Consider the following 20,630-nt stretch of genomic DNA (forward strand, 5'->3'; position numbering starts at 1 on the left):
TGGCCGGTCCGGGCATCGGCGCGCAGGGGGGCGTGTGGACACACCTGACGGGGAGTGGGGGCAGCCTACGGCCGGGCAGCCCTATTTCTTCCTCAGTTACGCCCACACCCCGCCCTGGGGATCGGGGGGCGGCGACCCCGACCACTGGGTGCATCTGCTCTACCGGGACCTGTGCAACCACATCATGGCGCTCACCGACCTGCCCGCGGGCGCCGATGTCGGCTTCATCGACCGGGAGATGGGCTCGGGCGTGGGCTGGCCGCGCAAGCTCAGCGAGAACCTGGCCAGTTGCCGGGTCTTCGTGCCGCTGCTGTCGCCGCGCTACTTCTCCAGCGAGATGTGCGGCCGCGAGCTGTACGCCTTCAACGAGCGCCTGCTGCACGCCAAGGCGGCCGGCGGACAGGAAGTCTCCGCCATCGTGCCCGCGCTGTGGACGCGCGTCGACTTCGCCCAGCTGCCCGACTCCATCCGGCACATCCACCTGGACCGGGCCACGTTCGGCGACCGCTACGCGACCAACGGCATCTACGGCCTCATCAAACTCAGCCGGCTGCGCGACGAGTACGAGGAGACCGTCCTCTCCCTGGCCCAGCGGATCGTCCAGGTGGCCGAGGAGTCGCCGCTGCCGCCCGGCCGGCCGCGCGACTACGAGAGCACGCCCAGCGCCTTCCGGCCACGCGGCAAGGAACCCCGGCGCATCCATCTGACGGTGGCCGCGCCCACCCGGGACACCGTCCCCGAGGACCGGGACCCCCGGCCCTACGGCGAGGACGCGCAGGACTGGAACCCCTACCACTCCGAGTCGACACGTCCGCTGCCCGCGCTCGCCGAGGAGCTGATCCGCTCGCTCGACTACCGGATCACCGTCTCCTCCTTCGACGACGAGGACACCGACGGGCCCTCCCTGGCCGACGCCGACGAGGAGGGCAAGACGGGCCATCCGCGTATCCTGCTCGTCGACCGGTGGACGCTGACCGACGAGGACCGGCGGCGCCGGCTCAAGCAGTTCGACGCGCGTTCCCAGCCCTGGGTGAGCGCCATCGTCCCGTGGAACCGCGCCGACCTCCAGTGCCACGGCGAGGAGGGGCAGCGGCTGACCGCCGAGTTCGAGCGGACCCTGCCGCTGACGCTGGAGCGCGGCCGGCACACCGACTGCCGTATCGCGGTCAACGGCGTGCCCACGCTCAAGGCGTTCACCGACGTGCTGCCCTCCGTGGTGGCACACACCACCCGGCAGTACCTCAAGCACGCCGAGGCCCATCCGCCGCCGGCTCCGCACGTGCCCAGGCCCCGGCTCATGGGCCCCACCCCGCCGCCGTACCCGGAAGGCGGACCCGACCACGGAGGAGAAGCACGATGACGGGGCCGCGCAACGGACGCATCATCACCTTCTACTCGTACAAGGGCGGTACCGGGCGCACGATGGCCCTGGCCAACACCGCCTGGATCCTGGCCGCCAACGGCAAACGCGTGCTGGCCGTCGACTGGGACCTGGAGGCGCCGGGCCTGCACCGCTTCTTCCACCCGTTCCTGGACGCCAAGGCCCTCGCGGCCACCCCGGGTGTCATCAACATCATCCAGGACTACGCCTGGGCCGCGACCACCGGAACCCAGCGCCCCGACGACTGGCACGTGCCCTACGCGCAGGTCGAGCAGCACGCGGTGTCCATCCGCCCCGAGCGCTTCGACCTGCACTTCCCGGAGGGCGGCTCCCTCGACTTCCTCTCCGCGGGCCGCCAGGACCGGGCGTACTCGGCGGCGGTGACCTCCTTCGAGTGGGACAACTTCTACGAGCGCCTCGGCGGCGGCACGTTCCTCCGGGAGTTACGGGCCAGCATGAAGGCGACGTACGACTACGTCCTGATCGACAGCCGCACCGGCCTGTCGGACAACGCCGACATCTGCACCATGGAGATGCCCGACGTCCTGGTGGACTGCTTCACCCTGAGCGACCAGGCGCTGGAGGGCGCGGCGGTGGTCGCCCGCAGTGTCGAGGAGGGCTACCGGCCGCGGCGGATCCGGGTCCTGCCGGTGCCGATGCGGATCGACGAGGGCGAGAAGGAGAAGGTCGACGCCGGGCGGGCGCTGGCCCGCACCCGGTTCGACGGGCTGCCCAAGGGAGCCGACGGCCGGCCCCTGAGCCACGAGGACCTCAGCGCCTACTGGGGCAACGTGGAGATCCCGTACCGCCCCTACTACGCCTACGAGGAGACCCTGGCCACCGTCGGCGACGAGAGCGGTATCGCCAACTCGCTGCTGTCGGCGTTCGAACGGCTCACGGCCGTCATCTCCGACCGCGAGGTCACCTCGCTGCCGCCGATCCCCGAGCCGATCCGGCTGCGCTGCCGCGACGCCTACCTCAGGCGCCGGCCGCTGACCACCGTGGCCGACGTCGTGGTGGCGTACGCGGCGGAGAAGCGGATGTGGGCGGACTGGGTCGAGCACGTCCTGAAGCGGTCGGGCTGCGCGGTCACGCTGCACGAGATATCCACCGGCCCGGTCGAGCCGGCCGACACCACCGCGCACACGCTGATCCTCCAGTCGCGGTCCTTCCAGGAGTCGCGTTACGCCGACTCCGTGTGGCGGGCCATCGCCGACACCGCCGCGGACGCCGCGCGCGGGCCGGTGGTGCCGCTGCGGGTCGAGGACGTGCCGCTGATGGATCCGACGGTGGACCTGCACCGGCTCGACGAGACGGAGTGCGTGACCGCGCTCCAGCGAGCCCTGGACCTGCCGCTCCAGCCGGTGGAGAGCACCCCGACGGCCCCCCGTTTCCCCGGCAACCGGCCCGGCATCTGGAACGCGCCGCAGCGCAACACCACCTTCACCGGCCGCAACCCGATCATGAACCGGATCCGCAACCAGCTCGGCGACCTGTCGGGACCACCGCAGCCGCAGGCCCTGTTCGGCCTGGGCGGGGTGGGCAAGACCCAGCTGGCCATCGAGTACGTGCACCGCTTCATGGCCGACTACGACGTGGTGTGGTGGATCTCCGCCGAGCACGTGGACGACGTCGTCGCCTCGCTCGCCGAGCTCGCCCCGCTGCTCGGCGCGACCCGCACTCAGGAGGACATGACGAAGGCCGCCCAGGAGGCCGTGCAGCGGCTGTCGCGGGGGCTGCCGACCAAGCGGTGGATCCTGGTCTTCGACAACGCCGGCGACCCCGCCGACCTGGTCGACCACTTCCCCACCGGGGACGGCGGGCACATCCTGCTCACCTCCCGCAACCAGGCCTGGTCCCAGCACGGCACCTCCCAGCAGATCGACGTCTTCCAGCGCGACGAGAGCATCGAGCACCTGACCCGCCGGACCAACGGCGGTCTGACGGCCGAGGACGCCGACCGGGTGGCGGAGGCCGTCGGCGATCTGCCGCTGGCGGTGGAGGTGGCGGCGGCCTGGCTGGCCGAGACCGCCACCCCGATCGAGGACTATCTGCGGCAGCTGGCCCGGCAGACCACCGACGTACTGGCCCTCAACCAGCCCTCCGACTACCCGCGCACGGTCGCGGCCACCTGGAACGTGTCGATCTCCCAGCTGGAGAAACGTTCTCCTGCGGCGGTACGGCTGCTCCAGCTGTGCGCGTTCCTCGCCCCCGAGCCGATCGCGCAGAAGCTGCTCTACAGCAAGGAGATGCTCGCCGCGCTGAAACCGTACGACCCCTCCCTGCAGGACAGTCTGCTGCTCGGCAGGGTCATCCGGGAGATCGGCCGGTTCGCGCTCGCCAAGGTCGACCAGAAGACCAACAGCCTCCAGGTGCACCGCCTGGTGCAGGCCGTGATCCGCTCCCAGATGCCCGAGGAGGAGCAGTGGGAGGCCCGGCACGTGGTGCACACCGTCCTCGCCGGTGCCCGGCCCGACGGCGACGAGCCGATCGACGACCCCAAGACCTGGCCGCAGTTCTCCATCATCTGGCCGCACCTGGCCGCCTCCGAGGCCCGCAACTGCCATGAGGCAGACACCCGCAGGCTGCTCATCGACCGGGTCCGCTACCAGTGGAAGCGCGGGGACTTCCCGGCCGCCAACCGGCTCGCGGACGATCTGCTCCAGCACTGGAAACCGATGCTCGGGGAGGCCGACGGCCAGTACCTGTACCTGCGGTTCCAGCTAGCCAACGTGCTGCGCTCGCAGGGCCTGTACGTGGAGGCGCGGGAGATCGGGGAGGACGTGCTGGAGCGGCAGCGCCAGGCGCTGGGCGAACAGCATCCGCACACCTACGCCACCATGTCCGCGCTCTCCAGCGACCTGGCGTCGCTGGGCGAGTACTCCAAGGCGGTCGAACTGGCCAAGACCGCGCACACCGGGTTCAGCGAGATCTTCCACGAGTCCCACCGGCGCACGCTCAGCGCGGCCAACAACCTCGCCCTCGCGCTGCGCATGGTCGGCAACTACGCCGAGTCCCGCGCCATCGACCAGGACACCCTGGACCGGCGCACCGCCGTCCTCGGCCCCGACCACCCCTACACGCTGGCCTCGGCGGAACGGCTCGGCCGCGACCTCAGGGAGGTCGGGCGGTACGCGGAGTCGGTGTCGATCCTGACGCGGACGTACGCCTCCCACAAACGGCTGCTGACCAAGGACTTCCCCGGCACCCTCAGGTGCGCCAAGTCGCTGGCGGTGTCGCTGCGCCGCAACGGCCAGTTCGAGGACGCCCGCCGGCTGACCGAGGCGACCCGCAAGGAGTACGACCGGCAGTACCCGACCGCCACCCCCGACTCACTGGCCTGCGATCTCAACCTGGCCGCCGACCTGTTCGCGGCGGACGAGCGGGACCGGGCCCGCGAGGTGGCGCTGGAGGCGCTCGTCGAGTACATGAGGGTGCCGGGCGAGGCCCACCCGTACACCCAGGCGGCCCTGAACAACCTCGGCATCTTCCACTGGGGCTGCAACGACCTGGAGGAGGCCGAGACGGTGTTCCTGAGGGTGCTGCCCCGGATGACGGAGGTGCTCGGGGAACACCACCCGCACACCCTGTTCTGCAGCGTCAACTACGCCAACGTCCTGTTCGACCAAGGGCGTTTCGAGGAGGCCCGGGAGCGCGACGAGGCGGCGCTGCCCCGGCTGCGCGAGGCCCTGGGCAGCCACCACCCGGAGACGCTGGCCGTGGTCACCAACCTGGGCCTCACCCTGCGCGCCCTGGGCCGCGAGTCCGAGGCCCGCGCCCTGCGCGAGGAGGCCATGACGGAACTGCGGCTGCTCCTCGGCGAGGACAACGGCATCAACCAGGTGGCGAGCCGCGAACGGCGCATCTACCGCGACCTGGAGCCGCTGTCGGTGTGAACCGGTGCCTCAGAGCCTGTGTCAGCACGCCTCTCGCGGCGCGCTGAGCAGCCAGTCCAGTACGGCGGGCAGGGCGCGCAGGGAGGCGAAGTGCGCCGCGGTCGGTTCCAGGACGGCCGTGGCGCGCGGGATGCGGTCGGCGAGCCAGGAGGCGTGCGAGGCGGGCGAGAAGACGTCGTGCTGGCCGTGCCAGAGCAGGACCGGCACCTCGATCAGGGCCGGGTCGAAGCCCCAGGCCCCGGTCAGGGCGAGGGCGTCGTCGATCCAGCCGTAGGGGGAGGTGCGCAGCGCCTCGCGGTAGTTGCGCAGCAGCATGGAGCGGATGGTGTTGTCGGAGACGATCAGCCGGTCGTCGGCGGTGAGGTCCTCGCGCAACTCCTCCAGCAGGCGAGCGGGATCGCTGCGGATGGCGGCGGAGCGCGGGATCAGCCGGGCGGCGAACCGCTCCGGGTCGTTGGCCGCCGTGCTCAGGTCGGTGACGTTGGACGGGGCCATGCCCGCGTACCAGTCCAGGCCCTCCGCGTCCCGGGGCGCCCAGCCCACCAGCGCCGCCGCCCTGGTCACCCGGTCGGGCAGCAGGGCCGCGCAGGCCAGGGCGTGCGGGGCGCCGCCGGAGCGGCCGGCCACCGCGAACCGCTCCACGTCGAGGGCGTCGGCCACGTCGGCGACGTCCTGGACGACGTCGGCGACCCGGCGCCCGGGCAGCCGGTCCGAACCGCCGTAGCCGGGGCGGTCGTAGCTGATGAGCCGGGCACCGCGCTGGTGCAGGAACATCGAGCGGGGCTTGGGCCCCACCCGGCTGCCCGGCATGCCGTGCAGGAGGAACACGGGACGACCCCTCGGGTCCCCGGACTCCTCCACCCGTAACCGTCGCCCGTCCCCCGTGCACACATGGTCAGGCACCGCCGCGCTCCCCCCACCCGAGGTCCTTGGACCGGGACCACGCTGCTCCAACCCTGCCCGCGCACCGGCACGGCGAAACGACGACCCGGGTCAAGAAGGCGCAGGTCAGATGGGCCGGTTCAGCAGGCGAACCAGCAGCGGACGGTGGTGCCGTCCGCGTCGGTGTGCAGGCGGACCAGGTCCGCGACGAGGTTGACCATGAGCAGTCCCCGGCCGCCGCGCTGCTCACGGGGGGCGGGGCGGCGGCCGGCCAGGGGGTCGGTGAGGCGGCCCTTGTCGTGGACCTCGCAGAGCACGTGGCCGTCCTCGGCCCAGACCCGCAACGTGCCCGAACCGCCGCCGTGCACCACGCTGTTGGTGGTCAGCTCGGCGGTGACGAGCGCGAGGTCCTGCAGGCGCATTCCGCTCAGGCCGAGCCGCGCGGCCAGGTCGGTGGCGGTGTGCCGGGCGTGCGCGAGGGCGTCCGCGTCGAAGGCGAGGGCCGGCACGTGGGGGGCGGGCGGGAGCGGCTCGTTGTAGCGGGCGACGACGTCGTCGGGGTCGTAGACCCCGCTGTACGTCTCCGGTCCGGAGCCGGCGTGGACGACGGTGGGGTGGGTGGCGTAGGCGTCGGCGATCACCCGCGGGGCCAGCCGCCGGGTGTCGTACGGGCACAGGATGCTCACCGTGCGGCCCGTGAAGGCGGCGTTGATCAGCGCCTCGTGCTGGACGCAGGCGGGGTACTCGGTGTCGCTGCGGCCCGCCCAGATCGGCTCGCCGATGATCCGTACCCGCCGGCCGGGCGGCTGGGCGTCGGCGAAGGCGCGCAGCACGCCGGGGATGATCCGGCCGGGGTTGCGCCCGGCCTCCCGCATGTCCATGAGCCGTACGGCGTCGGCGTCGGCGCCGAGGCCGTCCCGGATGAGCGCGAGGTTCTCGCCGGGCACGGCGACCGCCACCGGGTCGCCGGCCGCGAGTCCGGCGCGGACGAAGGAGACGGTGCCCGCGAGGTACTCCCGTTCGCTGCCGTAGAAAAGGGCGGGGTGGACGAACGGGTCGGCCGACGCGGCGGCCCTGATCGATTCGAAGGGTTCGGCCGCGGCACTCATGACATCGACACCTCGATCGCCGAAAGCTCGGGCCAGAACGTCTCCAGCACCCGGCGCAGCACCGGCGGCGGCCGGTGCAGCACCATCCGCCGGCCGTCCGGAAGCCGTTGGGCGGCGCAGGCCAGCGCTCCGGCGCCCGCGACGTCCACGAACGTCACCGACGACAACTCCAGGTAGTACACATCACCGTCTCCGTCCACGACCTGCTCCAACGCGCGTTCCCAGACCCCGCGCGTCGCCAGTCCGACCTCTCCCGCCATGCGCAGTCCGCTGCGCTCGGCCAGCGGGGACACCGTCAGTTCCGGCGTCGCGTCCACGACGTCGGACCGTACCTGGTTGTGGATGCCCACACCGTCTCCCCACTCTCCCGGACGAGATCGCATGTACCCCGGATGTCACACGGCATTCCTGACGGTGGTGTGTAGTCCGCCGTGCGGCGGGCAGGCGCACTGTCAGCACCGCCGGGCCCCCGCGGAGCTGGGTCATGGTCCACGACCTCAGGGCTCCACGGCGGAGTCCGGCGGTGAATCGACAACACGAGTGACAAGGCGGGGAAACCGATCAAGGCGGGGACATGACCTCAGCGGCACACACACCTCTCGCGGGGCGGCCGAACACCCTGGTCATCGATGGGCGCGTGGACGGGGACCGAGCGGTGCTCGCTCCACGCGGAGAGCTCGTCCGCGGGTGCGCGGACGTCCTGGCCGCGAAACTGGCCGAGCTGCCCACCGGCGTCCGGCGGATCGAACTCGACATGTCCGGCGTGGAGTTCATGGACACGGCCGGTCTCCAGTTCCTGGAGCACCTCGGCGACCACGGGGTCCGGCACGGCATCGAGGTCACGGCCGGGAACTGGAGCGGCCAGCCTCGACGGATCCTGGAACTGGTCGGCCTCGACACCACCGACGCCCTGCGGGGACCCACCCCGGAGCCCGGCCCCTCCACCACCTCCGCGGTGGCCCTGGAACGGGCGGAGCGGCTGCGGCTGCTGCAGGAGGAGGTCGAGCAGCTCCGGCAGGCGATCGCCTCCCGCCCGGTGATCGACCAGGCCCGCGGCATCCTCATGGCCACCCACGCCTGCAGCTCCGACGAGGCCTGGACGATCCTGCGCGAGGCCTCCCAGCTCTCCAACACCAAGCTCCGGGTGGTCGCCGCGGCGGTCACCGCCAGCACCGGCACCGACGGCGCGCCGCCCCCGGAGGAGGTCCGCACGGCCCTGCGCACGGCGATCGCACACCGGGGGCGCTAAAACACACCGGAGCCGCTGAGACGCCCCGGCCGCGCGGGGCCGGGGCGGGCGGTCGCCCCGGAGGGCGGATTCCCTCACCGAGGGAGGTCAGTAGGGCAGCACCCGTCCCGACGGGGTGCGGCGGTCGATGGTCAGGTCACGTGGGGCGGTGGGCCGGCGGGTGACGCGCACTCGGGTCTGGCGGTTCATGACGCCTCCTCGGTGTCCGGCCGGTACGCGGCGAGGTGCCCCGTACCCGACTCGACCAGCCTGGTCCCCGCGTCGACCGGGCACATCGTGCCCGCGGTGGCATCCGCCCTGCCTCCGGGGCAGGACCCGTGGGGGTCCCGGTACTCCCCGGGGAGGACACCCGCCCCTGAGTCGAACTCGGGGTGACCGAGGCCGGTCGGCTTCCTCTTCGATCCCGTTGCACCCGGCCATACCCGCGCTTTCCCCGGTCCACTCCCTCCGCGGCGCGGCGGCCGACGATGTTACGTGCGGGAAACCTTGACGATCAGGGTGGTGGGTGCCACGATTCCGGCGCCGCGATGTTTACGTAAACACCGGGCAAATGCCCGCTTCGATGTTTGCGTAAACACAGCGGCGCGGCCATGCCGGGCCCGTCCTCCCCCGGGCCCCGGCGTGCCGAGCCGCCACCTCCTGAAAGGGCACGTCGATGCGCAAGACCCCCGCCAGAAACCGCCCCACCCGGCTGCGTGCCGGCCTCGTGGGCGTCGCGATCGCCGCGATCGGCGCCACCACCCTCACCGGCAGCCCCGCCTCGGCCGCGCCGCGCCTGGACCCGACCCAGTTCAAGGGCGTCAACTGGGCGGACCCGCGCGACAACTTCGCCGACGACCTGCTCAAGCTGTCCGGCCTGTCGACCTCCGACAACTACAAGCAGACGTACGCCAAGGCGAGCCGGATCATCGCGGCCTTCCGCGCCAACCTCGGCGCCAACACCGTGCGGCTGCCCATCAACCCGTACACGGTCAACGGCTCGTACTGGAAGTCGTACCGCGGGGTCATCGACGCGGCCACCGACCAGGGCTTCAAGGTCATCGTCTCCTACTGGGAGGGGACCGGTGACCGCAAGGACGGCTTCATCGACGACACGGCCACCTACTGGCCGATGTGGAAGACCGTCGTCGGGGCCTACAAGAACAACAGCCGCGTCTACTTCGAGCCGATGAACGAGCCGCACGGCTACACCGACACCGAGTGGGCCGACATAGCCGCGAAGTGGCTCGCCACCTACCCGTCGGTGCCCCGCGACCGCGTCTTCGTCAGCGGCGCCGGCTACAACGACCACGTCACCACGGTCTGCGCGGACCCGCGCCTGAACGGCACCTACCTCTCCCTGCACCACTACGGGTTCTGGAAGGAGTACGCCACCTACGACCAGTGGAAGGCGGACCTGAAGGAGCGCATCGGCACCTGCGCCAACCGGACCGTCGCGGACGAGTTCGGCGCCCCGATGACCACCGGCTTCGACTACAACAAGCCGGACGCCGCCAACAACTTCGTCAACTACGTCCAGGCCGTCACCGACACCTTCCGCGAGCTGAAGATGGGCTCCGTGTACTGGCCCGGCCTGCGCACCGACGACTCCTACACCCTCCAGACCCTCACCGGCGACCCGAACCGCCCCTGGCTGGCCACCACCAACCAGTCCGGCGCCGACCGCCTCGCCTGGGCCTGGGGCCGCGGCAGGCCCGTCCAGCGCTGACCCGGCCGCCCCGCAGCGGGCGGCCCTCCCGCACCGTCGGTCAACGGGGTCCGGATACTCCGTTGATCGACGGCTGCCCGGACCCTAGGTTCAGGAGCCATGACAGACCTTCGTATCGGTGTCATGTACGACCGCGACTGGGCCCCGGAAGGGCTGCCCGAGTTCGCGCGACGGGCCGAGGAACTCGGCGTGGACGACCTGTGGGTGGTCGAGGACCTCGGCTGGAACGGCGGGGTGTCCGCGGCGGCCGTGGCCCTGGGCGCCACCCGGCGGCTGCGGGTGGGCATCGGGATCACCCCGGCGCCGTTGCGCAGCCCCGCCCTGCTGGCGATGGAACTGGCCACCCTGGCACGGGTGTTCCCGGACCGGCTGGTGGCCGGCATCGGGCACGGCGTGCGGGAGTGGATGGAACAGGTCGGTGTCGCCCCGCGCTCACCGCTGGCCCTGCTGGAGGAGACCATCACCTCCGTGCGGGCCCTGCTGCGCGGTGCGAAGGTCGAGCTGGAGGGCCGCGAAGTACGCCTGGACGGCGTGAAGTTGGTGCACCCGCCGGCCGAACCCCCGCCGGTGGTCGCGGGTGTGGTCCGCCCCCGCTCCCTGGAGCTGTCCGGCCGGGTCGCCGACGGCACCCTGATCGCCGAGGGCCACGGCCCGCGCGACCTGGAGAACATCCGGGCCCTGACCGCGCGGGGCGGCGCCGGAGCCGGCCACACCCTCACGGTGTTCTCCTTCTGCCACGTCGGCGACGACCCCGACGAGGTCGCCCGCACCCTGCACCCGCACACCGAGGGCCACGGCGGCTGGCTCGGCCGCCCGCAGGACGAGGTGTTCACCGTCTCCGGTACGGCGTCGGAGGCCGCCGAGGACATCGGCGCGCTCGGCGCGGCGGGCGCCGACACGGTCGTACTCCGTGTCGTGGGCGGTGAACCGCTGCGGCAGCTGGAAGCGGTGCTGGGCGCGCTCGGGCGCTGAGCGGCGGCCCGGCTCACCGAAGGGCCGGTTCCGTCCAGTGGGGATCGGCCCAGCGGGTGGGATCGTCCGGGTCCGGGAGGCCGCGGCGGTACTCCGGGTCCTCCTGGAGCCGGAGCCGGACGCTCTCGTGGAAGACCGCGTCCTCGGGCACGCCCCGCGAGCGCCGGCCCACGAGGCACCACAGCGGACCGTTGCGGTGGCAGGCGGCGCCGGCGAAGTCCTTGGTCAGCGCGGTCGCCTCCGCGTAGGCGCCCTCCCGGAAGTCGAGGTCCCGGCACCCGCCGTCGACGATCCACTTGAGGGCGATGGTGGACAGCAGCGGCTCGCCCTTCTCGTGGTCGAAGGTGCCGCCGACGTCACAGTGCACCCCGGCGAACCAGACCTCCTCCAGCGTGTCCCGCACCGGCCCGGTCCGGGGTCTGACCAGGTACTCGCGGTAGGGCCGGCGTCGCTCGTCGAGGGAGACGGCGTGCCGGATGCGGTACGCGTTGGGCAGGGACCGGGTGTAGGGCCAGCGCAGGGTGCCCAGGCGGAGGACGCCGGCCGCCTTCACGGTGTCCCAGAGCCCCATGTAGGTGACCGGCACGGCGTAGCGCGAGACCTGGCGGGGGTCGTTGAGCTTGACCTGCTGCCACAGCGGGTCCCCGTCGGCGACCCGGCAGAAGGCGCGCGAGAAGCGGGCGACCTCGTCCTGGCTGCGGTCGATGTCCTGGTTGAAGGCGTACTTCGCGACGGCGTAGGGGACGAGGTTCTCCGTTCCCGGACGCATGAGCCCCGGCTTGTTGAGCATCCCGACGAGGGCGCGGGCGGTGTAGGCGCCGCGGCTGAACCCGAAGACGTGGACCGCGTCGCCCGGCTCCCAGTGACGCATCAGGTAGGTGTACGCCTCGGCGAGGTTGGTCCTCAGGCCGGTGCCGAACGCCAGGCCGCTCAGCCGGGAGAACCGGCGGCTCAGGGGCCCGCGTGCGGTGGCCGCCGAGAGGGTGCCGACGCCGGGGTCGTAGTAGAGGAGCTGGCGGTCGGGGTTCTCCGTCGCCAGCATCCCGTAGAGCTTGACCACGTTGGTGGGGTGGTCCGCGCCGACCTGGTTGCCGGTTCCGTCGAGGCAGATGACGATGCTGCGTGGCCTGGCTGACATGGCTGACATGGCCCCTCCCCGGTCAACCGGCCGGCGGGGTGGACGCGGTGTCCGCCCCGGGCGGTATCTGCTGTTCGAACGCCTCCAGCGCCATGGGGCTGTCGGGCGGCAGCACCGCCATCATGCGGCGCCGCTGCGCCTCCGCCACGGCCTTTCCGGCCGGTGTGCCGTGCCGGGCGTGCACGATCCGCACCTGTCCGTCGCCGGAACCCCGGCGGCCCACCGGGGCGACCCCGGCGTGGGTGCCGTCGGGCAGGGTCACCCACAGGTGGAAGTCGTCGTACTTGAAGAAGTCCGCGGACTTCGTCGGCCAGGGGTAGTGGTGCTCGCCGGCCGCCTTGGGCAGGACGCCGGAGTGGTGGGGGCGGCTCAGCGGCACGCACGCGTTGAAGAGGGAGTCGGTCCACGCCTCGACGGTGTCGGCGTCGGTGATCGGGGTGTTCAGCAGGTCCCGGGCGCGCTTGTAGCCGAGGGCGTCCAGGGCCGCGAGCGTCATCGGGAAGGCGGCGACGAGGTCGGCGGCCTCCCGGCGGAGCCGGTCCACCTTCACGGGGTCGGCGCAGAACTGCATGCTCCACTCGATGCCGACCCGGGCCCGGTACATGCGCCAGCCCGTCGACGTCCTGACCCAGAGACTGCCGCCGTGGTGCATCTCCCAGGGGCCCGGCCCGTACGGCAGGTCGCCTGCGCCGGCGTCCGCCTCCTGCAGGATCTTCTTCGCCGCCTTCTTGGCCGCCCGGAAGTGCCGGGACTCGGCGCGCTCCCGGTGCTTGACGAGGCGGATCCTCCAGGGATGGTTGCCGCCGTGGGTGCCGCCCGGTTCGAGGACGACCCGGCCTCCGGCTTCCCGCTCTGCCACCGAACCCGCGTCGGGCATGGCCGCCTCCTTCACGCACCGCGGCCCCGTTCGCCCAGCGCGCTCGAGGCCCGCTTCCTCCATCGTGCGCCGAGGTCGTCCCCGCGTCGACTTCTGTCACCGGCCGCGCGTCTCCCACGGGTCCCGCGGGCCGCGCGAGGGTCAGTGCGCGGCGAACTGCACGCGTGTGGGCTGCACGACGTCCGGTTGTAGCGCGATGCCGTCGACCGTCAGTTGTTCTCCATAGATGTCGGTGACGCGGATCTCGCCACCGCACCCGGTCCCCTTCTCGGAGAGGAAGTAGTTGTACTCGGTACGCGGCAGGGCGACCCAGCTCCCGCCGGAGTTCACTTCGAGCCGGGCCACGGGGTTGCGGTGGCCGAGCACCTGGACGGCGCACCAGTAACGGCTGGAGCCGGTCTTGTAGCGGACCGAGAGCGTGTCGGCCCGGTCGGGGCTCAGCAGGGTCCAGGTGATCGGGATCCGGCCGGCCGTGGGGTCGGCGAGCCTGGCGAACGCCTCGGCGCTGAGGTCGAGTTGGCCGGGCGCGCAGTCCCCCGGGCACTCGTTGGTGATGCGGACCGTGACGGAGGCCCCGCTCGCCGTGCGGACGAGCACGTGGGCCCCGCACGCCTTGGAGGTCTCGTAGTCGGTGGTGTTCATCGCCGCGGTCATCACGTCGTCGGTGGGGCCGAACAGACAGGCCCCGTCGCCGTTTCCGGCGTCGTAGAAGGTGGCGACCCCGCTGTAGGTGACCGCGGGGCGGATGCGTCCCGCCAGGGACGCTGGCCCGGAGGACGGCCGCGGGGTCTTCGTGGCCGCGGGCCGCTTCGCGGCGGGGGTCTCCGGAGCCGACGGGGCGATCGCGGCGGCCTTCCTGCTCGGGGGCGCCGATGAGGGTGTCGGCTCGGGTTCCGTGGCCGGCGCCCGCGTCACCTGGGCGCCGGCCACGGGCGCGGGAGCCGGGCGCTCGTCGGCGGCCTTGCGGTCGGGACGCACGGCCACGGCCAGCGCCACGACCGCGGACACGACGAGAGCGAGGGCCGCCACGGAGACGACGACGAGAGCGGTACGCCGCTTACGGGCCGCACGGTGCTGAGATCTGGGCGCCACGGATGAGGTCCTTGTCGGGGTCGGGAGATCCACCTCCCCTACAGTGGCCGCCGCGCGCCGAAAGGTTGCCGGATTTCTCGAAAAAAGTTTCCGGCGCCCAACTCGCCGTCGCTCAGGAGTGCTTGACGTCGATGTCCGAGATGCGGACCTCGCCGAAGTTGCCGTCCGTGCAGGGGTCGGAGTTGCCGCAGTTGGCCTGGGTGTAGGCGCCCGCCTTGAAGTAGTTGGTGTCGCCGTCGTGGGAGACCGTGGTCTCCAGCGTGCCGTTGTAGTACGCCTTGATCCTGCCGTCCCGGGCCACGAACCTGGCCTCGAACTCGGTGCCCAGCTCGTAGTCGTCGGTGACGAGGTGGTGGTGCCGGTCGTCGCCGTCGGTGATGTAGAGGCGGCTGCCCTCCAGCCGGAAGACGGTGACGTCGTCGTCCCCGCCGTGGACCTGGGCGCCGACCACCCACGGCCGTTCGGCGGGCAGTGCCGTGAAGGCCTCCCGGACCACGAGGGTGTGGGTGCCCTCCGTGGTGGACCAGGCGGCCTCGTCCTCGCCGCCGTCGGTCATCTCCCGCAGTTCGGCGCGCGGATAGCTGGAGCCGCCCGTCGTCACACCGTTGACGGCCGCCCGGAACCTGACGGCGCCGCAGTCGCCCTCGGCCCGGAACCAGGGGGCGGCGGAGAAGCCGGCCAGCTCGGGCTGGGTGATCTCGGCGGGGTCCTCCTCCTCACCGGTGGGCAGGGTCAGTTTCCAGTCGGTCAGGTCGAGGACCTCGGAGGGGTTGGCGCACCGGGCGGCCGCCGTCCGCTCCGGGGCCGGGGCGGGGGTGGCCGCCTGGGCGGACAGGGTGAACGCGGCGGTCGACAGGGCCGCGGTGATGCCCACCGGCAGGCAGGTCCGCATGCTGGGCATGGCGGGGTTTCCTCTCCTCGGGTGTTCGGTTCGGGCCGACGCGTACCGTAGGCCCCGTCGCCGGGACCGGTCCCGAAGTCCGCCGTCCCGGGCGGGCGTTCACCGTCCCCGCCCATGCGTGCGCCTGATGAAGGCTCTGGGTAGACACTGCGTACGGCCGGGCCTACGCAGTAGGTTCGACCCGACCGCGTGCTCCTGGACCGAGGGTGCGTGGCCCGGACTCGACCGAGGGGGAAGAATCCGTGCGTTCCGGTGACCGTTTCGCCGACCGCTATGTCCTCAGGGAGGTCATCGGCGCGGGTCGGGGCGGTGACGTCTGGCTGGCCCACGACACGGTGGTGGGCCAGGACGTCGCGCTGAAACCGGAGCTGCCGGAGGGCGACCACGAGACCGCGGTGCTGCGGCTGCTGGGCGAGCCCCGCGCCATGGCCAAGTTCCGCGACCACCCCCATGTCGTCACCCTCTTCGACGTCGTGACCGCGCCCCCGCGGGACGACAAGGGCGACGAGGGCGACAAGGACGGCGGCGTCGCGCAGACGTACTGGTTCGTCATGGAGTACGTCCCCGGCGGCGGCCTGGACCGGCAGCCCACCGTCCCTCCGGTGCGGGCGGCCCGGATCGGCGCCCAACTCGCCGACGCGCTGGCCGCGTTGCACGAGGAGGGCATCGTCCACTGCGACGTCAAGCCCGCCAACATCGGCCTCACCCGCCGGGGCACGGCGAAGCTGCTGGACTTCGGTGCCGCCTACCGGGTAGGCGGCACCGACACCATCACGGTCAACGGCCCGTTCAGCTACACCCCGGACTACGCCGCCCCCGAACTGGCCCGGGGGAACGTCCCCCGGCCCGCCTCGGACGTCTTCTGTCTGGCCGCCACCCTGCACGCCCTGGTCACCGGCGCACCCCCGCGCGGCGGCGAACCCGTCGAGGCGGAAGCCCCCGGGCGGACGGGGGACGCCGAGGAGGACGCCGAGCGCCTGCGGCACTGGCGGGCCGAGCAGGGCGTGGTGGACCTGGACGCCGACGCCGTGGGGCCGCTGTACCCCGTGCTCGCCGACATGCTCCGGCGCGATCCGGGGCAGCGTCCGACCGCGACCGAGGTCAAGCGGCGTCTGGAGGCGGTCGCCGGATCCGGGGCGGACGCCCCCGCCCCCGGCCCGGACACCGCCCGGGACCGGCCCGGCGGACGGCGGCGATGGCGGCCACTGGCCGCGGTGGCCCTCGGCCTCAGCGCCGTACTGGCCCTGGGCCTCGTCGTCGCCCAGCAGGGCGACGACGAAAAGACCGGGTCCCGGTCGGGGAGCGGGCTCGGCAAGAACGCCCCGTACGAGCCGCGGTCCCTGATCGGCGATCCGCACACGGCCGACGTGTGCGAACTGGCCGACCCCGCCGCCCTCGCCCAGTTCGGCACCGCGGAACCGGACGTGGACTACGGCAACTTCGACCGCTGCGACCTGTTGGTGCGCGTCGACGACAAGACCCGTATCGACGTCTCGCTCCGGCTGCGCCGGGGCGCGCCGCCCGAGTCCTCGGCGCCGACCATCACCGTGGGGAAGATCGGCATCCTGGAGGAGGAGTCGGAGAGCGACGAGTGCCGGCTGCTGCTCGCGCCCCTCGGCGGGACCGGTGACAGCCTGGTCGGGGTCCGCGTCAACATGGGCGAGGGGTCCGTGTCGGGCGGCACCGCGGTGCTGTGCGCGGTCGCCCAGAAGGCCGCCCGCAGCGCGGCCGAGGACCTCGACCGCGGCCCGCTGCCCCGCCGCTCCCCGGCCTACCCGCGCACCTCACTGGTCTGGGCGAACGCCTGCGACCTGCTCGACACCAAGGCCCTGTCCGTCGTACCGGGCCTCAGGACGGACGTACCGGACGTCGGCGTCGCCGACTGGAGCTGCGAGTGGACGAGCGACGTGGACGACCTGGACACCGAGATCGCCTTCTTCCGCGACCAGCCCCGGTCCGCGGAGAAGGGCACCACGCGCACCCTCAGCGGATACCGCACCGTCGTCGAACCCGACGACGGCGACACCTGTACGGCCTTCGTGGAGTACCGCAGGTACACCGGCCAGGACTCGGAGACGGCCGCCGAGATGGTCCGCCTGGACGTCAGCGGCAGGCGTCCCCCGGAACGGCTCTGCGGGCTGGCCGGCGACCTGGCGGCCTCCGCCGCGGCGGCACTGCGCGCACGCTGAGCGGGGGCTCGGGGGCTCAGGAGCTCGGGGGGGGGCTCAGGGCCAGTCCGAGTCGTCCTCCATCAGCTGCAGGTCCGGCGGTACGAGCGTCGTGGACTCCACCAGCCCCTTGATCAGGTTGTGCAGCAGGCCGTTGTCCCCGGGGCGGCCCTGCGACTTGTCGTGCATCAGCGGGTACCGGAACCCGGTGCGGTCCAGCCGGCGGCGTACGGCCTCGACCCGGTACTCGATCCGGCGCTCGTTCCAGTGGCCGTCGGGACGGATATAGGCGAGTTGTCTGGCCGCCACGGCGTACGTCAGGGGACGCGGGTCCTCCTCGTAGAGCAGATAGCGCTGGCCGAGGACGACCAGCAGCAGCCGCTCGTCGTCGTCGAGCGCCCAGGTCTCCGGCCGTACGGTCTCGGCGCGCCGGCGCGACACCGGGCCGTGGTCGTCGTGGCCCGACACATACAGCTCGACCAGGTGCTCGCGGTAGCCGGAGCCCTTCACGAACAGCGGGGTGTAGCCGGTGTCGAGAGGCATCGGCTCGGTGGTCAGGTGCATCATCCGGCCGCGCGGCAGCCGCACGAGCTGCTGCCCGGTGTTGCGCAGCCACCACATCCCCTGGCGGTACGTCAACTCACCGTGCCGCCGGCTCACCCACTGGTCGTCCACGCCGACCCCGAGGTCCACGTCCGGCTCCTCACCGCGTCCGAACCGGAGGGTCAGGCCCGGCCGGGGCGGGGCGCTGAGCTCCCCGGTCACCGTGCGGGCGTGCAGGGTTCCCGGCGCGGCGGGGGCGACTCCACGCGCGAGGCTGGCGGAGAGGGACATCGCTGATCTCCTCGGTTCACGGGTCTTCCGGCACGCGTACGACGTATCCGCATCAGTGTGCACAGCCGCTGCGGGACCCCTCCCCACAACGGGCCGGTATAAAAGGCCTGCCCCGGTGAGGGAGGTTCGACGGCACTCACCGGTGGACGAGTCGAGGGGGACCGATGGGCACGAACGGGAACCGGGCCGGCGTCGCCGTGACGCTGGCCCTGATGGCGGCACTCACCGGCTGCGGCGCGAGCGGCGGCCAGGACGACGGCTCCGCGGAGGGGGCGGAGCCGTCGTCCACGAGTGCGGCGCCGAGCACGGGCGGGACACCGAGTACGGGCGGGACGCGCGCGCCGGCGGAGACCCGGCAACCGTCCTCGCCCTCGCCCACGCCCACGCGGGAGGCGGCCGACGGCACCGATGTCGGCGCCTGTTTCGACGGCCGCTGTGAGATCGCCGTGTCGAAGCCGACGTCCATCGAGGTCGACAGCCGCTTCCGCGTCCCCAACCTCCGGGTCACGAAGATCACGGCCGACACCGTCGTGGTCGAGTCCTCGGGTCCGGGCACCTTCCTGCGCACCTCCCTCGGCGAGGGCGGCACCGGCATCCAGAACGGCCTCGGCTTCCGGCTGAGGTCCCTGGAGAACGGCACGGCGGTGCTGGAGTTCTTCGCCGACTGACCCGGCTGACGTCCCGGGAACGGGCTCAGGCGCGCGGCGGCCGGGCGGCCCGGGGACGCATGACGAGCGCGGCGACGTGATAGGTGCACGGCACCGCACCGGGGTTGGCGTATCCGTGGGTGACGTCCGCGGCGAAGTACACCGAGTCGCCCGCGTCGAGGTGCAGCACCCGCTCGCCGAGGGTCAGCCGCAGCGTTCCGGCGTCGACGGCGACGAACTCGTGGGAGCCCGGCGCGTAGGCGGGGAAGTCGCCCGCGTCGCAGCCCGGCGGCAGGGTGGTGCGGATCCACTCGAAGTTCACGCCGGGCACGACCGGGGTCAGGACGGTGCGCCGCCAGCCGCCCGGTTCGTCCACGCTGTCCTGCTCGGCGGCGCGCCGCACCACGATCCGCGGGTCGTCCGGCTCGGCGACCAGCTCGGCGAGCGGCACACCCAGCCCGTCGGCGATCCGGGCGAGCACGACGACGGTGGGTGCCTTCTGGCCGCGCTCGACCGACGACAGCATGCTCACACTCACCTCGGCCGCGTCGGCCAGGCCCTGGAGCGTCAGCCCCAGTCCGTGCCGCAGTCCCTGGACGCGTCGGCCCAGCGTCACCAGATCCAGCATTCCTCTATAATATCAACAGCTTTCACTATAGAGAAATGAGCCCTCCCCGTGACCACACCTGGGGCGGTCATCCGCCCGGCCACCCCCTGCGACCTCAAGGCCGTGGCCGAGATCTTCACGCACTACGTCCTCCACACCGTGGCCACCTTCGAGGAGACCCCGCCGACGGTCGCCGACTGGGAGCGCCGGCTGGACGAACTCACCGGCCGCGGACTGCCGTTCCTCGTCGCCGAGTCGGAGGGCGCGGTGGCCGGCTTCGCCTACGCGGCGCCCTGGCGGCCCAAACCGGCGTACCGGTACACCGTGGAGGACACGATCTACCTGGCCCCCGACGCCACCGGCCGCGGGCTGGGCGCCGCCCTGCTCGGCACGCTCGTCACCGAGTCCGCCCGGGCCGGGATGCGGCGGATGATCGCCGTCGTCGCGGACACCGGCAGCGACGCCTCCCTCGCCCTGCACCGCCGCTTCGGCTTCACCGACGCCGGCCACCTGGTCGAGGTCGGCCACAAGCACGGACGCTGGATCGACACGCACCTGCTCCAGCGGGACCTGGGGTAGGCGGCTCAGTGGACGGCCCGACAGCGGTGCTCGGGACGGCCCGTGGCTCCGCAGCGGAGTTCCAGCCGGACCATGCCCTCCCGCGCGAGGTACGACAGTTACCGCTGGGCCGTGGCCCGGGAGACGCCGGTGAGTTCGGCGGCCTGGGCCGCGGACAGGGCGTCGCCAAGACGTCCGGGGTCACCTCGGGCGCCGGCTTCACGGGCAGGACGGTCGGCGTCACCGACCTGGGTTCCGGCACGGACACCCTCACCCAGTTCCTGACCGCGAAGAAGGGCGTCGGTTTCTCCGCGATCGACCTGGCCACCACGGCCGGCACCACGGCGGCGATGGGCGGCGCCTGTCCCGCCGCCCGTGTGCTCGCCCGCACCGACTGGGTGGCCTCGCACCAGGACACGGTGCAGAAGGCCGTCGACGCGCTCGTCGCCACCATGCACTGGATCAACACCCACAGCGCGGCCGACATCGCCGACAAGCTGCCGCCCTCGTTCGTGTCGAACCCGCTGGTGACCAAGGCCGACTCCATCACGGCCCCGACCGAGGGCATCACGACCACCACGCCCCCGGCGGGGTCGAACGGCTGAGCCCTC

Annotated in this window: 18 protein-coding genes; 9 read left to right on the forward strand and 9 right to left on the reverse strand. The window is 72.5% G+C overall.

The features are described 5' to 3' along the window. Positions 1–34 precede the first annotated feature (34 nt). Positions 35–1,360, forward strand: a complete 1,326-nt coding sequence (locus K4B79_RS48285) for a TIR-like protein FxsC (protein ID WP_232027226.1) — start codon at positions 35–37, stop codon at positions 1,358–1,360. Continuing rightward, complete coding sequence (gene fxsT, locus K4B79_RS15860; RefSeq protein WP_232027227.1) at positions 1,357–5,277, forward strand: FxSxx-COOH system tetratricopeptide repeat protein; 3,921 nt, start codon at positions 1,357–1,359, stop codon at positions 5,275–5,277. The genes K4B79_RS48285 and fxsT overlap by 4 nt, the downstream gene beginning before the upstream one ends. A gap of 21 nt (positions 5,278–5,298) precedes the next feature. On the opposite strand, the gene K4B79_RS15865 is transcribed toward fxsT, so the two are convergent. The 3 genes from K4B79_RS15865 to K4B79_RS15875 form a co-directional block, all read right to left on the reverse strand. After that, positions 5,299–6,180: an alpha/beta fold hydrolase gene (locus K4B79_RS15865; protein WP_232027228.1), complete on the reverse strand. Its 882-nt coding sequence runs from the start codon at positions 6,178–6,180 to the stop codon at positions 5,299–5,301. Positions 6,181–6,299: 119 nt separating this feature from the next. Continuing rightward, entirely contained in the window at positions 6,300–7,268 is a 969-nt protein-coding gene (locus K4B79_RS15870; RefSeq protein ID WP_232027229.1) for an anti-sigma factor RsbA family regulatory protein, read from the reverse strand. Beyond that, on the reverse strand, positions 7,265–7,618 hold the full coding sequence (locus K4B79_RS15875; protein ID WP_374208470.1) for an STAS domain-containing protein: 354 nt from the start codon (positions 7,616–7,618) through the stop codon (positions 7,265–7,267). The genes K4B79_RS15870 and K4B79_RS15875 overlap by 4 nt, the downstream gene beginning before the upstream one ends. Positions 7,619–7,842: 224 nt before the next feature. On the opposite strand from K4B79_RS15875, the gene K4B79_RS15880 reads away from it, so the two are divergent. From K4B79_RS15880 to K4B79_RS15890, 3 genes are all read left to right on the forward strand, one after another. After that, positions 7,843–8,517 (forward strand): ANTAR domain-containing response regulator, encoded by a 675-nt coding sequence (locus K4B79_RS15880; RefSeq protein WP_232027230.1) that lies wholly within the window; start codon positions 7,843–7,845, stop codon positions 8,515–8,517. A gap of 655 nt (positions 8,518–9,172) precedes the next feature. Continuing rightward, complete coding sequence (locus K4B79_RS15885; protein ID WP_232027231.1) at positions 9,173–10,225, forward strand: glycoside hydrolase family 5 protein; 1,053 nt, start codon at positions 9,173–9,175, stop codon at positions 10,223–10,225. Between the two features lie 99 nt (positions 10,226–10,324). Then, positions 10,325–11,197, forward strand: coding sequence for an LLM class flavin-dependent oxidoreductase (locus tag K4B79_RS15890; RefSeq protein WP_232027232.1), 873 nt, complete (start codon positions 10,325–10,327; stop codon positions 11,195–11,197). Positions 11,198–11,210: 13 nt separating this feature from the next. Here K4B79_RS15890 and K4B79_RS15895 read toward each other — a convergent pair whose 3' ends face one another. From K4B79_RS15895 to K4B79_RS15910, 4 genes are all read right to left on the reverse strand, one after another. After that, a complete protein-coding gene (locus tag K4B79_RS15895; protein ID WP_232027233.1) occupies positions 11,211–12,335 on the reverse strand; it encodes a T6SS phospholipase effector Tle1-like catalytic domain-containing protein in 1,125 nt (374 codons plus the stop codon). Positions 12,336–12,357: 22 nt separating this feature from the next. Further along, a complete protein-coding gene (locus K4B79_RS15900; RefSeq protein ID WP_232027234.1) occupies positions 12,358–13,212 on the reverse strand; it encodes a DUF6424 family protein in 855 nt (284 codons plus the stop codon). Positions 13,213–13,353: 141 nt separating this feature from the next. Next, the gene (locus K4B79_RS15905; RefSeq protein WP_232027235.1) at positions 13,354–14,304 is read right to left on the reverse strand and encodes an expansin EXLX1 family cellulose-binding protein; all 951 of its coding nucleotides are present in this window, start codon (positions 14,302–14,304) and stop codon (positions 13,354–13,356) included. 112 nt (positions 14,305–14,416) lie between these two features. Continuing rightward, positions 14,417–15,205, reverse strand: a complete 789-nt coding sequence (locus K4B79_RS15910) for a polysaccharide lyase family 7 protein (protein ID WP_232027236.1) — start codon at positions 15,203–15,205, stop codon at positions 14,417–14,419. Between the two features lie 242 nt (positions 15,206–15,447). Between K4B79_RS15910 and K4B79_RS15915 the strand changes: the two genes are divergently transcribed. Next, a complete protein-coding gene (locus tag K4B79_RS15915; RefSeq protein WP_232027237.1) occupies positions 15,448–17,394 on the forward strand; it encodes a serine/threonine-protein kinase in 1,947 nt (648 codons plus the stop codon). A 36-nt stretch (positions 17,395–17,430) separates the two neighbouring features. On the opposite strand, the gene K4B79_RS15920 is transcribed toward K4B79_RS15915, so the two are convergent. After that, positions 17,431–18,207 carry an FHA domain-containing protein gene (locus K4B79_RS15920; RefSeq protein WP_232027238.1) on the reverse strand — a complete coding sequence of 259 codons (777 nt, stop codon included), beginning with the start codon at positions 18,205–18,207 and terminating at the stop codon, positions 17,431–17,433. A gap of 164 nt (positions 18,208–18,371) precedes the next feature. Between K4B79_RS15920 and K4B79_RS15925 the strand changes: the two genes are divergently transcribed. Then, positions 18,372–18,875, forward strand: a complete 504-nt coding sequence (locus K4B79_RS15925) for a hypothetical protein (protein ID WP_232027239.1) — start codon at positions 18,372–18,374, stop codon at positions 18,873–18,875. A 25-nt stretch (positions 18,876–18,900) separates the two neighbouring features. On the opposite strand, the gene K4B79_RS15930 is transcribed toward K4B79_RS15925, so the two are convergent. Next, positions 18,901–19,482, reverse strand: coding sequence for a helix-turn-helix domain-containing protein (locus K4B79_RS15930; protein WP_232027240.1), 582 nt, complete (start codon positions 19,480–19,482; stop codon positions 18,901–18,903). Positions 19,483–19,530: 48 nt separating this feature from the next. Between K4B79_RS15930 and K4B79_RS15935 the strand changes: the two genes are divergently transcribed. Together K4B79_RS15935 and K4B79_RS15940 are read left to right on the forward strand one after the other, a co-directional pair. Next, positions 19,531–20,040, forward strand: coding sequence for a GNAT family N-acetyltransferase (locus tag K4B79_RS15935; protein WP_232027241.1), 510 nt, complete (start codon positions 19,531–19,533; stop codon positions 20,038–20,040). 8 nt (positions 20,041–20,048) lie between these two features. Then, the gene (locus tag K4B79_RS15940; RefSeq protein ID WP_232027242.1) at positions 20,049–20,624 is read left to right on the forward strand and encodes a hypothetical protein; all 576 of its coding nucleotides are present in this window, start codon (positions 20,049–20,051) and stop codon (positions 20,622–20,624) included. Positions 20,625–20,630 lie beyond the last annotated feature (6 nt).

This window comes from Streptomyces lincolnensis (assembly GCF_021173675.1).
Taxonomy (GTDB): Bacteria; Actinomycetota; Actinomycetes; order Streptomycetales; family Streptomycetaceae; genus Streptomyces; species Streptomyces lincolnensis_B.

Bases quoted from the DNA above. Each gene is read 5' to 3' on its own strand.
- K4B79_RS15910 (WP_232027236.1), bottom strand. From the start codon at position 15,205: ATGCCCAGCATGCGGACCTGCCTGCCGGTGGGCATCACCGCGGCCCTG.
- K4B79_RS15885 (WP_232027231.1), top strand. From the start codon at position 9,173: ATGCGCAAGACCCCCGCCAGAAACCGCCCCACCCGGCTGCGTGCCGGC.
- K4B79_RS15890 (WP_232027232.1), top strand. From the start codon at position 10,325: ATGACAGACCTTCGTATCGGTGTCATGTACGACCGCGACTGGGCCCCG.
- fxsT (WP_232027227.1), top strand. From the start codon at position 1,357: ATGACGGGGCCGCGCAACGGACGCATCATCACCTTCTACTCGTACAAG.
- K4B79_RS15925 (WP_232027239.1), top strand. From the start codon at position 18,372: ATGGGCACGAACGGGAACCGGGCCGGCGTCGCCGTGACGCTGGCCCTG.
- K4B79_RS15880 (WP_232027230.1), top strand. From the start codon at position 7,843: ATGACCTCAGCGGCACACACACCTCTCGCGGGGCGGCCGAACACCCTG.
- K4B79_RS15895 (WP_232027233.1), bottom strand. From the start codon at position 12,335: ATGTCAGCCAGGCCACGCAGCATCGTCATCTGCCTCGACGGAACCGGC.
- K4B79_RS15930 (WP_232027240.1), bottom strand. From the start codon at position 19,482: ATGCTGGATCTGGTGACGCTGGGCCGACGCGTCCAGGGACTGCGGCAC.
- K4B79_RS15870 (WP_232027229.1), bottom strand. From the start codon at position 7,268: ATGAGTGCCGCGGCCGAACCCTTCGAATCGATCAGGGCCGCCGCGTCG.
- K4B79_RS15900 (WP_232027234.1), bottom strand. From the start codon at position 13,212: ATGCCCGACGCGGGTTCGGTGGCAGAGCGGGAAGCCGGAGGCCGGGTC.
- K4B79_RS15920 (WP_232027238.1), bottom strand. From the start codon at position 18,207: ATGTCCCTCTCCGCCAGCCTCGCGCGTGGAGTCGCCCCCGCCGCGCCG.